The organism is Corallococcus macrosporus (assembly GCF_017302985.1).
In the GTDB taxonomy this organism is placed as follows: Bacteria; Myxococcota; Myxococcia; order Myxococcales; family Myxococcaceae; genus Corallococcus; species Corallococcus macrosporus_A.
The window spans coordinates 683,232-696,841 of the sequence record NZ_JAFIMU010000004.1 but is presented as its reverse complement, the minus strand read 5'-3'; the positions used below and the strand labels follow the sequence as shown (position 1 = coordinate 696,841).

Genomic DNA, 13,610 nt, shown 5'->3' with positions numbered 1-13,610 from the left:
GCGGAAGGACTGCTGCTTTCCGCGCGGTGCCGGTGCGGTCGTTCAGGGCGTGAGCATGCCCAGCTTGGGAGCGGGCAGGTCCACGGACAGCTCCTGCGTGAAGCCGTCCGCCGCGTGGAAGCCCTTGCCGCTGACCTCGCCCGCGCGGAACAGGGCCCAGCTCTGGAGGCCGCGCTGGAACGAGCGCGTCATGTGCCACAGCTCCAGGCCGCTGTTGGCGACGAAGAGGTACAGCGTCCGCTTCGGGTTCCAGGGGTTGGGCAGCGCCATGGCCAGGCCGTCATCCGCGCGGCCGTACGTCTTGCCCTGCCACCGGAAGTAGCGCCGGCCCAGCTCCACCGGCAGCTTCTTCTCCGCCGCCAGGCGCGCCAGAAGCCCGTTGTCCTCCAGGCCGCCGAAGACGACGAGGTCGCGGTCCGCCAGCTCCGCGTCCGTCACCTCCGCGTCCGGCTTGAGCGGGGCCAGCTTCTCCGGGGACGCGTCCGCCAGCTGCTCGCGGTAGTTCGTCGCAAGCGTGCGCATGGACTCCACCTGGTGCGCGGAGCCGTAGACGAAGAGGAGCTTCTCCCAGTCATCCAGCGTGTTGGCCAGGGTCTGGTAGCGCTCGCGGGCCACGGGGATGTCGTTGCCCACGTTGAACACCACGCGCACCGGCCGGTCCGCGACCTTCACGGTGAAGGTGTCACTGCCGCCCTTCACCTCCACGCGCTCCAGCACGCTGCCCTTCTCCGTCTGCACCTCCACCAGCGTGGCGAAGCGCCAGGGCGTCCCGGACTGGTCCACCTTCAGCGTGACTTCGTAGCCCTCCTTCGCCTTCTGGGCGCGCGTGGTGAGGCGCGGCGCGGGCAGCCCTCCGCGCTCCACCCACTGCTTCACGAGCGGCCCCACGTCCTGGCCCGCGGCCTCGGAGGCGGTGCGGATGAAGTCCTGCGTGCTGAGCTTCTTGTTGGCGAACTTGCCGTGCACCGCGCCCATCACCTTGGCGAACTTCGCGTTGCCCAGGGTCAGCCGCAGTTGGTGCAGGAGGTACGTGCCCTTGATGCGCGGCACCGCGTACTGGCCGTAGCGGCCGTAGTCCGTGCGCGCCGCGTTGGGCACCACGTCGCCCTCGCGGGCCGTGACGTACAGGTAGCGGGCGTTGAGCTCCGCGAGCGCGTCGCGCTGGGTGTCGAAGGCCTTGGACAGGTCATCGCCTTCCGGCAGGTCCTTGAGCTGGGTCCAGTACGCGGCGGAGCCGCTGCCGAACCAGTTGTCCGCGTCCGTCGCGGGGAACACCGTGTTGGACCAGAGCTTCTTTTCGTCGAAGGACAGCGCGTCCTTCACGCGGGCGAAGTCGCGCTTGGGCTTCGCGTCCGCCTTGGGCTCCGGCTTCTGCTTCGCCTTGGCGGCCTTGAGCTGATCCGCCACGTAGACGGGGCTGAACGCGGTGTAGCCCAGGGACAGGTGCGGCGTGGCGCCGGGCAGGTCCGGGATCCACCGGCTGCCCACCATCTTCTCGCGCAGCGTCGTCTTGCCGTAGTGGGCGAGGAACATCAGCTTCTCCGCCATCTCCGACGTGGTGACCTTGCCGTCACACGCGTGCGGGCGGTTGATGGGGCTGGAGGCCATCATCCGCGTGGCGCTGTCCACGTCGAAGCCGCCCTTGCCGTACTTCGCGTAGTACTCCTGGAAGGCGATGTCGCGGTTCCAGGTGTTGAAGGCCAGGTCCACCGGGGCGTTGCTCGCGTTGGGCACGGACTCCTTGCGGACCTCCGGGTCGCGGTTGTTGTTGTTGGCCCAGATGAAGTCCTTGAGGTTTCCGGGCGTGTCGGAGGCCTTGCCCTTGCTGCCGGTGCGCCACAGGCGCGTCTTCGCGGTGCCCAGGAGGAGGCACGCGCCCTCGTCCGTCTTGGTGTCCGCGAGCGTCCAGTCGTTGGTGTAGAGGCCGTTGTTGCGGTCCTTGAGGATGCGCTCCACGTCGTCGATGGAGTTCGCGTACTGCACGGCCTTGCGGATGCGGTTGCTCTGCGGCGTGCCGTCGATGTTGAAGGGCGTCTGGCCCACCGTCGTCTCACCGATGACGATGCCCGCGTCGTTGAGCATCCAGTCGGAGCCGCTGTGGATGCCGCCCGGGAAGGTCTGCATCACGAAGCGGTGGCCCTTGGTGGGCTGCACGTCCAGCACCACGTCCCAGTGGACGCCGGTGTAGCCGTTCCACATGAAGATCTGCCCCATGACGACGCGGCCGTCCTTCGTCGCGGACTTCGTGGCCACGAACGACGAGCAGTGGTCGCCCTCCCCCGCCCGGCCGTTCTCGTCCTCGCCCTTGAGGAAGGTGCGGCCGGAGAGCGGTGACGCGGTGACGCGGTTGGCGTCCTCCAGTTGGCCCAGGTCCACGGCGGAGTTGATGGCGACGACGTCCAGCACGTCCAGGTCGCGCTCCTTGCCGTCCGGGCCCTTGAACTTCGCGCCGCCCACGTTGGCGCCGTCGGCGATGCCCTTCATCTCCTCCAGGTACTCGGGCTCGAAGCGGCGCAGGAACAGCGAATCCGCGAGCAGGCGCACCTGCGCCCAGCCCTTCGCGGCGTCCGTCTTGTCCTTCTGGATGCCCAGCTTCTCGATGTAGCGGACGATCTCCTGCGACACGAGCTCGCCGTACTGCCGGCCGCGCTCGTAGGGCTCGCCCTCGATGTGCACGTACACCCAGCCGCCGTCGTCGTAGCGGAAGCCCTTGCCGGCCCAGCGCACGCTCTCCATGGGGACGTACGCGGTGACGTCGTCCACCTCTTCCAGCTTCACGTCGTCGAACCACGCGGTGCCGGTGGCCTTGCCGTTGTGGCCCAGGTGCGCGCGCACGCGATCATTGGACGTGGTGGCGAAGAACAGCACCTGCACCCGGCCGCTCTGGTCCGCGCCCTGCGGCGGCGAGCAGTTGGTGAAGGGGAAGCTCTGCATGGACAGACACGCGCCCAGCGCCGTGGGGTAGCGGGCCTGCGCATCCGCCTGCACGCCCTTCGTGCGCACCCAGGCGGAGAGCCGGTAGAGGCGGCCCACCTGGAGCTTCACGGGCTCGGAGACGACGGTGGTCTCCGCGCCGCCCTGGGGGTTTTCAATGACAAGGCTTCGGCTGCCCTCCGCCTTCGCGTCGCCGCGGGCGGACACCTTGCCCTGGCCGGAGGCGGTCCAGCCCTGGGGCAGGCCGGTGGCGGCGGCGGTTTCGAAGCCGGCGTTGGGGACGGCGATGGGCGCGGGAGCGGCCCAGGCGGGCGCCGCGGCGCAGGCGGCCAGCGTGGGCCAGAGCAGACGGGAGCGCTTCCACATCAGACGCAGGTGGGACATGGCTTGCTCATGGGATGGAGGAATGGGTGCGGCATCCTGTCACGTCATACGCAGGCGTGCTGCCAGACATTGCTCGCACCCGCCCGGCTGGCGTGTTAGGGAGCACGGGTCGCACGCCACCTGACGTCTCCGATGGCGGTCCCCCCTCTCCCGAGGCCGGACCGTAGGACGTCTCGGGTGGCGCTTGTTGTCGGCCCAGGGCCTCCCGACCTCCATCAACGGCCGTCGGGGTACACCCGCCGTGACAGACACACTCAGCAAGACCGGGCTGCTTCGCGCTCCCATCCAGCACATCGACATCAAGGCGTTGGACGTACGGCCCCTCGTGGAGGCCATGGGGCACATGGCGTTCCAGGCGCGCAACCTGAGCCGCGCCGCGGGGCTCTATGACGCCATGCTCCGTGACGAGAAGTGCGGGGTCATCCTCTGCCTCGCCGGCAGCCTGTTCTCCGCCGGCCTGAAGCAGGTGGTGGTGGACATGGTGCGTCACCGGATGGTGGACGCCATCGTCTCCACCGGGGCGCTCATCGTGGACCAGGACTTCTTCGAGGCCCTGGGCTTCCGCCACTACAAGGGCCGCGCGGACGCGGACGACAATGCGCTGCGCGAGCTGCACATCGACCGCATCTACGACACGTACATCGACGAGGACGAGCTGCGCGAGTGCGACGCCACCATCGCGCGCATCGCGGCGGAGCTGGAGCCGCGCCCGTACTCGTCGCGCGAGTTCATCGGGGAGATGGGCCGCTACCTGGTGAAGCACGGCAGGACGCGCGACAGCGTGGTGCTGGCGGCGCATGAGGTGGGCGTGCCCATCTTCGTCCCGGCGTTCAGCGACTGCTCGGCGGGCTTCGGGCTGGTGCACCACCAGTGGCACCGCGCGGGCAGGCCGCAGGTGTCCATCGACAGCGCGAGGGACTTCCTGGAGCTGACGAAGTGCCGGCTGCGGATGGAGGACTCGGGGTTGTTCATGGTGGGCGGCGGCGTGCCGAAGAACTTCGCCCAGGACATCGTGGTGGCGGCGGACTTCGTGGAGCAGCCGGTGGCCATGCACAAGTACGCGGTGCAGCTCACGGTGGCGGACGAGCGTGACGGCGCGCTTTCCGGCTCCACGCTGCGCGAGGCCAGCAGCTGGGGCAAGGTGTCCACCGTGCACGAGCAGATGGTGTACGGAGAGGCCACGGTGACGATGCCGCTGGTGGTGGGCGCGGCCTTCCACGGGCGCGGCTGGGAGCGGCGGCCGGAGCGCCGGCTCGTGGACGCCTGCGGGTAGCGGCGGTGCCCTTCCCGCGCTCCGGGAGGTCTGTCCGGGGCGCGGGGCCCGAATTCGACCGCAAGGCGCGGAGTGCTGGCCTGGACGCTGGGGGTTAGGTTTCCCCTCGTGGTCATCGAAGGGAGGCGGAGCATGGCGACGAAGACGGAGGCCCTCGCGGCGGCGACGGTGGGCGACCCACGCTGGGCGGCGGTCGTCGCGCGGGATGCGGCGGCGGATGGGCGCTTCTTCTATTCCGTCAGGACGACGGGCGTGTACTGCCGTCCGTCGTGTGGCGCGAGGACGCCGCGGCCGGAGAACGTGGGGTTCCACGCGTCAGTGGCGGCGGCGGAGCAGGCGGGGTTTCGCGCGTGCAGGCGCTGCAAGCCGGGGGAGCCCTCGCTCGCCGTGAAGCACGCGGACCGGGTGGCCGAGCTGTGCCGCTTCATCCAGGCGTCCGAGGAGATGCCGAGCCTGGAGCAACTGGCGGAGCGCGCGGGGCTGTCTCCCTATCACCTGCACCGCGTGTTCAAGGCCGTGACGGGGCTGACGCCCAAGGGCTACGCGGCGGCGCAGCGGGCGGAGCGGATCCGCGAAGGCCTGACGAAGCGAGGCTCCGTGACCGAGGCCATCTACGACGCGGGGTTCAACTCCAGCGGCCGCTTCTACGCGACCTCCAGCCAGGTCCTGGGCATGACGCCAACGAACTTCCGAGCCGGGGGCGCGAACACGGAGATCCGCTTCGCCATCGCGGAGTGCTCGCTGGGCCCCATCCTCGTGGCCACGAGCGACCGCGGCGTGTGCGCCATCCTGATGGGGGATGATCCGGACGCGCTGGCGAAGGACCTCCAGGACCGCTTCCCGCAGGCAACGCTGGTGGGAGGGGATGCGCAGTTCGAGCAACTGGTGGCGAAGGTCGTGGGCTTCGTGGAGGCGCCGGGCGTGGGACTGGACCTGCCGCTGGACATCCGGGGCACGGCGTTCCAGCAGCGCGTGTGGCAGGCGCTGCGGGAGATTCCGGCGGGGAAGACGGCGAGCTACACAGACATCGCGGAGCGGATCGGCGCACCGAAGTCGGTGCGAGCGGTGGCGCAGGCATGCGGCGCGAACGCCCTGGCGGTGGTGATTCCGTGTCACCGGGTGGTGCGCAATGACGGTGCGTTGTCTGGCTATCGCTGGGGTGTGGAGCGCAAGCGCACGCTGCTGGAGCGCGAGGCGCGGCGATGAACTGGGAAGAAACGGGCCGGGAGCTGGACGCCCGTGGGTGCGCGGTGCTGGAGCACCTGCTCACGCCCGACGAATGTGAGGCATTGGCGCTGCTCTACGACCTGGACGACGCCTTCCGAAGCCGCGTGGTGATGGCGAGACACGGCTTCGGCCGGGGTGAATACAAATACTTCGACCATCCGTTGCCGGAGATCGTGACGAAGCTGCGCACGGCCCTGTACCCGTGTCTCGCGCCCATCGCGAACCGCTGGAACACGGCCATGGGCATCGACGTGCGCTATCCGGACGCTCACGAGGACTTCCTCAAGCGCTGCCATGAAGCGGGACAGGTGCGGCCCACTCCCCTGCTCCTTCGCTACGGCGTGGACGACTACAACTGCCTGCACCAGGACCTGTATGGCGAGCACGTCTTCCCGCTCCAGGTGGCCCTCCTCCTCTCGGAACCTGGAAGGGACTTCACGGGCGGCGAGTTCGTGCTGACAGAGCAGCGCCCCCGGATGCAGTCACGCGCGGAGGTCGTCTCCCTGCGTCAGGGAGACGCGGTCGTCTTCGCGGTGCATCATCGCCCTGTCCAGGGCACGCGAGGCACCTACCGCGTCAACCTCCGTCACGGTGTCAGCCGCGTGCGCTCAGGCCTGAGGCACATGGCAGGAATCATCTTCCACGACGCCGCGTGATCAGCCCGTTTGCCGCCACGCTCCGAGGGAAAACGGGCGTCGATGCACTCCCGGAAATGTCAGACCGACCGGTATGAATACCCCTGCGCGACGCCATTTTGAGCGTTGCCGAAAGGGGCGCCTTCACAATGAAGATGCCATTGATTTCCCTCGGGATTCTGATCGGCATGACAGGGGGCGGTTGCACGGGTCTCGATGAGGCCGAGGCGGTGGATCCCTCAGCGTCGACGGACGCGACCTCCCAGGTCACCCAGGGACTGATCACCCAGGTCACCGGAACCAGCGCGGTCACCTTCGTCGCCGTGACAGGCAATGAAACGAAGACCTACGACCAGTCCGCCACGTCGGTGGTAGCCTACATGCGGGATTCAACGACCGGGGCGTTCACGGGCGGTTCGATGCGTCGCCACAGTTCGTCCAGCACCCGCTAACTGTCGTCCTTCTTCACTATCCTATGGGCTCGTCCTCCTGCATCTTCAACCCGCCAGGAGAACAACCTTCTTCCCTACCGAAATAGGTTCGAAGACTGAAGCGGGTCGCTGCCGAAGGCGCTGGATCAGGCCTCGCTGGCGTCGCAGAATCATGCGGACTCCGACATTCCGAGGAATTGTTTCCGCCTAGTACTGCCCCTACCCACTGTCCATCAGCCAGCGCATGGCAAGGACGCTGCCTCGTCAGCATCGATCTAATTAACGCCCTACATCCCGAAGGCTCCTAACCGCTTGAAGCCAAGCGCACCCTACTCCATGGAAAACCTTTGAACACCGCAAGACATCGCAACGCCATCATTAAGCGTTGGTTCGAAATCGTCGCATTCTCTCTACCCGCAGGTGCAACCGCATTATTTGCCCTGCACTTAGCACCAAACTGCAAAGACTTCACGGACTTCGCAGAATGGGCCGTGGTACCTGCACTTACGCTTCTCATCGGATTCGGACTTCTATGGGGTCGCAAGCGCGCACCTGCCTGGAGTGGCCTTCGCCATTTCTGGAGATATCCTCCATCCTGGTTCGCAGCGCTCTTGGGCTTCATCTGGCTCATCTTCTTCCTTGCCGTAAGTCCCTCGGCCACGCAGGCACTACAATGCCCTGGGCTCAGTTCGGATGAAATCAGAAGCTTTCTGTCCACCTCATGGATGAACATACTTGTTTTGATTGGCTTCATTACAATGCTACTCATTGTCGCGGCACTACTCGCCTCGACAATTGGGACAAGCGACGAGCAATCACGAGTTGCTGCGCTACTTGGCTTGAGCCCACCTGCATCATCGACCACGCAGCCTGCGGCCCCAACACCACCTACAATCGACTTTTCGAAACTACGAATCTGGGTCCAGAATGACACTCCAATCAACCACCCAGACCTAGACACCTTCAGTCGGAACCCAATCGCAAAAAGAATCTCAAACAAAATTAAGGCACGCACCGAAAAGGCGCTAACGATCGCACTAATCGGCGAACTCGGCTCCGGAAAGACGTCTATCTACAATCTCGTACTCCACGAATTAAATGATGCGGGTTTATTGGGGCAATCCGTTGCCGTCGTGCGCATCAGTCTGTGGCCATTCGACACAGTAGACGCAGCGATCCACGGCATATTGAGTTCACTAACAGAAGAACTAGGCCGGCACGTCAACACAACTCCCATTGCCGGGCTCCCCGACGAGTATATTTCCACCATCGAGAACGCAGGCGTTGGCTGGGCCAAACTGTTTCGACGCAATCGTCCGCCCGCCGCAATTCTTTCTGATTTTGACGAAGTAACTGCGGCGCTAGATATGCATTTCGTTCTCTGGATCGAGGACTTGGAGCGTTTTGCAGGGTCTACATCGACGACGCACCCCCCTGAGGTCGAACGACTTGCCCCTCTTCGGTCGCTTCTTCACTCGATATCTGAAGCGACCTCCATACAAGTCGTGTTCGCATCGACCCTACTGAGTGCCAGGTTCGACATCGAGAAAATAGCGAGAATTGTCGAACCTCTCCCCACAATCGAACCAAAATTTATCTGGAAAACACTTTCCGCATTCATGAAAGGGTGTCTGGCAACAGAGAGCTATATCGATCCAGTATCGCTATCCACGCGCGAGCACCTTCGCGGCAACTCCACGGCCGACTGGTTCGATTGGGCTCCTTACGTCCCCCAGGACATGTTCACCTTGCCGGTCGCGCTGGCAACCATCTGCAACAATCCACGCAAAATAAAATATGGCCTCCGCCAATGCCTTGATGTCTGGGACAAACTAAGAGGCGAAATAGATTTTGATGATCTATTCTCAGTGTCACTGCTCCGAGCATCAGAGCCAGATGTATTCGCTCTAATAGTGGACAACATCGACGAAATCAGAAGTGAAAGCAGGCCTCGAGAGTCAAGATCCAACACCGAAGCAAAATCAAACTTTGAAATACAGTTCAACGCTCTTTGGGGATCGGCAGCAAGTCCAAAACGAGCCGCAATAGAGGAAATTCTCGACTTCATCTTTCCGAACTGGAGAGAGCCGGGGACACAGCAAGTCGCAAAGATAAAGCCTCAGGGACTCTCCGTAAGATCGCATCGAGACTACTGGAAGCGCTACCTATCGCAAGACTCGCTGTCCACCGAAGAAAAGGACCAACCCATCCTCAAAGACATTGTTCTTTGGAAATCTCACTTTTCAAACGAACTAGTGTCCCGTCTACTCAAGGCATCCCAACTCGATACAGTCAGAGCTTTTGCTGGTTTACTACTTGGCACTCATGAACTGACCAAACTCCTGGACGCCACTGTTCGCGCTGAACTGCGGCGCTCACCCGTCGAATGGGGAAACCGCTATCCGCCAAGCGTCATAGCCATCTGGCATCTGCTGCTGGACAAAGAGAACGAACTCCTTCCATCCACCCTCAAAGAACTCATTAAACTGACCACATCGGTCAATCTCCAATTGACCAGCACTCTCCTCTATTTCTTTTTGACGAAAGATGGGTCTGGCCCCGAACTTGTTCCGCAAGCCCAAGCTGAGGAAATCAAGGCTTCATTTATCGAAATACTCTGCGACTCGTTTATATCAAAAGACCCCAAACACTTGGCGGATGCGCTTCGCGGTGCAGAACCGGCCACTCTGCTTATCAACTGCTGGGGCCTCGGCAGAGTCAGACAAAAGAAATTTGAGGGGCTTCCTTTTGCGCATTGGAGACCATTTTCTGACGCGCTCATTGAAGCTGCCGAGCTGGCGCCCGAAGCAGTCTTACCCCAAATCAACCAGTTTATTGTCGACAGAGCAGACCAAATCAGATGGGATGAAGGGGTCTTTCGCGAGGTTGCGACCTATACATTAAATAGCGAGCGAGCAAATCGTTTGTTCAACATGAATCGCCTGTTCGAAATCACCTTAAAGGTTTCATCTCCAGACATATTTCCGGCAGAGTCAATACCTGCATACGAGGCCATTCTAAGGCACGCCCAGAATTTACAGGGCAAACGTTCTGGTAAAAGCTAAGGACTGCTGACGACGAGCATCCAGCCAAAGATCACTCTTGACAATTGGGCCGCACCAAAAAGCCATACATAGACTACTCAGTAGCTTTTCCCCGACCAAGTGGCCTTTATGGCTACTTGCCCGCCCCCATGGTCCGCAGACTAATGCCTAGCTAGAACTGCGTCGCCACGTGATGGAACGTGGAGTAGCGGATCACGGACTGCGGGTAATTAAGGCCGCAGCGTGCGTCGAGTACGTCCCTTGACGGTCCAGGATACGGCCAGCACGCTGGATTCCGACCTGCCCGACCCAGGCCCCGTGAGCACTTCGAGCAGTACGCCCGACGACTGGATTCGTGGACGGTTACGGTTCACTATCGCGCTGATGAAGTGAGCCTGCTGCGGGACCGGGCTCATCCGGCCCGGGTCCCTGCGGCTGAAACCCTGAGAGCCCCCACGAGGCCTCGGCAGCGCCAGTATGCGCGTGAGAGACGGCCTCGCTGAGAGCGGCTCACGCAATCCGGGTTTTCTCGCATATCCATGAACGCGGGCCATAATGAATAATGGCAGGTCAGCATTGCCGTGCACCTGCGGCTGCTGGCCCAGCACCCTCTCTCACCCACCGGAGAAGCCAATGAAGCGGATAGGGATGGTCATCGCGCTGTTCGTTTGTGTGAACGCAGCCCCCCAAGCTCGAGCCGCCGACATGAAGCCAGCGGCGCTGCGCGAACGCATCAGCGTGTCGCTGGCCGCCGACAAGCGCGAGGTGGCGCTGACCCTGGCGAAGCAGGACCCGGTGCTGCGAAAGGCCCTCGCTTCCCGCTTGAGCGGCGAGCAGCTCGCGGTGGACCTGAAGCAGTGGCTGAGCACCGTGCCGGCCCCGGCTTCCGTCACGGGCGTGGCGGAGCGAGCGGACCTGAGCATCCGTCGGCTCAAGGGCATCGAGCGTGAGCTCGACAGCCTGCTGCAGCTGCGTCTGGCCAGCGCGTCCATGCTGACGGCATTGCAGCAAGGCGTTGAACCCCTCTACGCGTACGAACCGGATGGCGATGACTCCCAGTGGCGATTCATCGAGGCCTTCGATGGGCTTGGCCGTGTGCACCGGCTCGATGTGCACCGCATGCCTGAACAGCCGGTGTTGGTGGTGGACATCGACGCGCGCAGGGACCTGGCCGTCGGCATCAAGCTGATGCGCGAGCAGCTCGTGACCCTCGGGCAACGTCCCCTGCCCGTCCTGGACACGGCCGCCGCGGCGACCAGCACGCCGGTGACGATCCTCGACCGCATCTCCCTGAACAACGACGAGGAGCCGTGGATCTCCGGTAGCGCGGAGGTCTATGCCATCGTCAATGGTGTCGACCCCAGCCGTGACGCGCCGCAGTTGGACATCGTCGACATGCCCTATCTGGACACGGACGGCAGGATCTACGCCCCGAACCAGGTCCTGATCTTCTGGGAGCGTTACCGCTGGGCCGCGGCGAACGTCATCCTCATGGAGCACGACGACAACACCAGCTACCAGGAGCTGGTGAGCTACCTGTTCAATGTCGCAAGCCAGATCCTGACGGCCATCGGCCAGCCGGAAATCGGCGCCCTCGTGGCCCTGGGCAGCGGGCTGGTGGATCGCATGCCGGGTGAATGGTTCACCAACGACGACGACTATGTCGATTCGTTCTACACCCTGGAGAAGAATCAGATTTACACCAACCACAGCGGAGCACGCGGCAACGCGGTGGTGTCTCTCAGGCCGTACCAGCTCGCGATCCAGTAGCGAGGATGAAGTGAGCCAGCCCGGGCCCTGCGACTGAAACGTTCAGGGCTCCATTTCCTCGGGAAGTGGCGTGCGGAGAAACATCAGCCCGTCGCCCTTCCTGCGGGAAATGACCCGGAAGCCCTTTCCCGCGACACGAATCAGGTCGCCCTCGTGCCCCATTCCCTGCGCGAGCCAGGCGTCAGCTTCTTCCGTCGTGGAGAACGACTGGAGCACGGCAATCGACTCCGTGGCGGGGACAAAGAACTTCCGGAAGTAGTCCCGGTAGTCCTCCAACTTCCCTTTCTCGCGAACGTAGAGCAGCGCTACTGCGGCGATTCTCAGGGCTTCGTCCTCGGAAGTGCCGTCCGGGAACCGCTCTCCGATCGTCCCAAGGACGCCCATCACAGCATCGACGTCGAAATTGGCGTTATAGGCCATGGGGCTTCCTACAGATGGAGGCCGACTCTTCCGTTAACGCTCAGCGAAAAGAATCGACGATGTAGGCAGCCGCAACGGAGCCGTCGAGGATCGCCATTCCAGGCTTTGAGTCAGGCAGCTTCCGCATCTGGTCCCTGCTGAGCCGGGCCACGGCACAGATGGGAACCTTGTCGCCATCTGGCGGATGGGCCTCGTACCAGCGAATGACGACCTGGGGCCCGCTCGTCCAGACCCGCCCATACAGGCGTGTCGTCGCCTCAAGGGTGCCGATGTCGTCCTTGAGGATGCTCTCAATGGGTCCGTCGTAGAGCGAGATGCGCCGGGCGTCGATCTGGTTGGCATCGAGATCCGCCAGCGCTGCATCCCCAACGCGCAGCCTCAAGTATCGCATGACTTCGAGCGCCTTCGCCGGGCACTCCTGCGGTCCTGGGGTGCCGTCGGGACGAAGAGCCACACCGCCCGCCGTCGTGCATCCGGAAGGAGCGCCAAGCAGGAACACGGAGCCGAGCAACAGGGCCTTGGGCATGCGCATGAGCGCCACTTCTACTGCCGAAGCAGGGTGTGATCCATCGCGACGAACACCTGGAGGAGTCCATCGTCCCGGAAGATCTGGAGGGCCAGATCGGCCAGTTGCCCGTCCTTGTCCTCGAAGGCGCTCTTGTCGACAACGACGGCGATCCTCCCCGACTGTCCTGAAGTGAGGACTGTGCGATTCATGCGAAGCGCGAACGGGCGAGCGGTGTCACTGGAGGAGTCGCGAGTGAGAGAGGCCCCGTCGAACCTCCAGGACTGACCATGGTAGGTGTTCGTCAGGTGAATGACGGCCGCTGCCTTTTCCGGACCCGAGAAGACTTCAACGACGACGTCCATGTCTTCGTTCTTCGAGCGCCAGAACTTCGCGCGCCGAAACGGCGTCTTCTTGACCTGCCCATTCGCAAGAAGCGTCGCGTAAGCGTGGTCGACCGAGTTCTCTTCCTTCTTGAAGCGCTCGTTCTCCTCACTCAGTTTGCGCTCCCGGCTGAGCGAGTCGTAGAGCGACGAGAGGATCGCATCGTAACTGTCCGGGTCCTTGAACACGTTGACCTGGTAGTCGATCCAGCCCCAATCCTCCCGGATCTTGGCCTTCACGAGGAACGTGAACTCTGTTCCATCAACGAGTGTCACCAGCAGGGGTAACGCTTCGCCGCTATCAAGCTCACGCAGCGGTTCGAGGATGACCTTCTTGCCGCCGATCAGCGGCGCTTCGAAACGTCCTTCCCACCCCAGGAACTTCGTCCTGGCGGGATCAACTTCCGCCTCGAACCGAAGCGCTGTCACCACCTGCCAGGAGACATAGATGGACGACGCCTCCTGGGCTGGATGGGCTGGGACCTTGAGCGTCCGGATGGTGAGTTTGTCTGACACGTCCCTCGCCAGGGATGGCGAGGCGATCAGGACAAGCAGGAGGCCATACCTGAGAAGCGGGAGGACGCGCATGAAGTACCAACCTACC

Annotated in this window: 10 protein-coding genes; 6 read left to right on the top strand and 4 right to left on the bottom strand. The window is 63.4% G+C overall.

Annotated elements, in window-relative coordinates:
- Window positions 1-42 precede the first annotated feature (42 nt).
- Window positions 43-3,318: a C45 family autoproteolytic acyltransferase/hydolase gene (locus JYK02_RS08030; protein WP_207050303.1), complete on the bottom strand. Its 3,276-nt coding sequence runs from the start codon at window positions 3,316-3,318 to the stop codon at window positions 43-45.
- A gap of 241 nt (window positions 3,319-3,559) precedes the next feature.
- Here JYK02_RS08030 and JYK02_RS08025 point away from each other — a divergent pair, with 241 nt between their 5' ends.
- The 6 genes from JYK02_RS08025 (at window position 3,560) to JYK02_RS08000 (ending at window position 11,698) form a co-directional block, all read left to right on the top strand.
- Entirely contained in the window at window positions 3,560-4,591 is a 1,032-nt protein-coding gene (locus JYK02_RS08025; protein ID WP_207050302.1) for a 1,9-bis(guanidino)-5-aza-nonane synthase, read from the top strand.
- 132 nt (window positions 4,592-4,723) lie between these two features.
- Entirely contained in the window at window positions 4,724-5,797 is a 1,074-nt protein-coding gene (gene ada / locus JYK02_RS08020; protein ID WP_207050301.1) for a bifunctional DNA-binding transcriptional regulator/O6-methylguanine-DNA methyltransferase Ada, read from the top strand.
- Window positions 5,794-6,474, top strand: a complete 681-nt coding sequence (locus JYK02_RS08015; protein ID WP_207050300.1) for a 2OG-Fe(II) oxygenase — start codon at window positions 5,794-5,796, stop codon at window positions 6,472-6,474. The genes ada and JYK02_RS08015 overlap by 4 nt, the downstream gene beginning before the upstream one ends.
- A gap of 128 nt (window positions 6,475-6,602) precedes the next feature.
- A complete protein-coding gene (locus JYK02_RS08010; RefSeq protein WP_242588493.1) occupies window positions 6,603-6,905 on the top strand; it encodes a hypothetical protein in 303 nt (100 codons plus the stop codon).
- Window positions 6,906-7,231: 326 nt separating this feature from the next.
- Window positions 7,232-9,949, top strand: a complete 2,718-nt coding sequence (locus JYK02_RS08005; RefSeq protein WP_207050299.1) for a P-loop NTPase fold protein — start codon at window positions 7,232-7,234, stop codon at window positions 9,947-9,949.
- Between the two features lie 627 nt (window positions 9,950-10,576).
- Window positions 10,577-11,698 (top strand): DUF3103 domain-containing protein, encoded by a 1,122-nt coding sequence (locus JYK02_RS08000; protein WP_242588492.1) that lies wholly within the window; start codon window positions 10,577-10,579, stop codon window positions 11,696-11,698.
- A gap of 42 nt (window positions 11,699-11,740) precedes the next feature.
- On the opposite strand, the gene JYK02_RS07995 is transcribed toward JYK02_RS08000, so the two are convergent.
- Genes JYK02_RS07995 through JYK02_RS07985 form a run of 3 tightly spaced genes read right to left on the bottom strand, consistent with a single transcriptional unit; the run spans window position 11,741 to window position 13,594 of the window.
- Complete coding sequence (locus JYK02_RS07995) at window positions 11,741-12,118, bottom strand: hypothetical protein (protein WP_242588491.1); 378 nt, start codon at window positions 12,116-12,118, stop codon at window positions 11,741-11,743.
- Window positions 12,119-12,158: 40 nt separating this feature from the next.
- A complete protein-coding gene (locus JYK02_RS07990) occupies window positions 12,159-12,650 on the bottom strand; it encodes a serine/threonine protein kinase (protein WP_207050297.1) in 492 nt (163 codons plus the stop codon).
- 11 nt (window positions 12,651-12,661) lie between these two features.
- The gene (locus JYK02_RS07985) at window positions 12,662-13,594 is read right to left on the bottom strand and encodes a DUF2381 family protein (protein WP_207050296.1); all 933 of its coding nucleotides are present in this window, start codon (window positions 13,592-13,594) and stop codon (window positions 12,662-12,664) included.
- Between the last annotated feature and the right edge of the window lie 16 nt (window positions 13,595-13,610).

Bases quoted from the DNA above. Each gene is read 5' to 3' on its own strand.
- JYK02_RS08000 (WP_242588492.1), top strand. From the start codon at position 10,577: ATGGTCATCGCGCTGTTCGTTTGTGTGAACGCAGCCCCCCAAGCTCGA.
- JYK02_RS07985 (WP_207050296.1), bottom strand. From the start codon at position 13,594: ATGCGCGTCCTCCCGCTTCTCAGGTATGGCCTCCTGCTTGTCCTGATC.
- JYK02_RS08015 (WP_207050300.1), top strand. From the start codon at position 5,794: ATGAACTGGGAAGAAACGGGCCGGGAGCTGGACGCCCGTGGGTGCGCG.
- ada (WP_207050301.1), top strand. From the start codon at position 4,724: ATGGCGACGAAGACGGAGGCCCTCGCGGCGGCGACGGTGGGCGACCCA.
- JYK02_RS08030 (WP_207050303.1), bottom strand. From the start codon at position 3,318: ATGTCCCACCTGCGTCTGATGTGGAAGCGCTCCCGTCTGCTCTGGCCC.
- JYK02_RS07990 (WP_207050297.1), bottom strand. From the start codon at position 12,650: ATGCGCATGCCCAAGGCCCTGTTGCTCGGCTCCGTGTTCCTGCTTGGC.
- JYK02_RS07995 (WP_242588491.1), bottom strand. From the start codon at position 12,118: ATGGCCTATAACGCCAATTTCGACGTCGATGCTGTGATGGGCGTCCTT.
- JYK02_RS08010 (WP_242588493.1), top strand. From the start codon at position 6,603: ATGAAGATGCCATTGATTTCCCTCGGGATTCTGATCGGCATGACAGGG.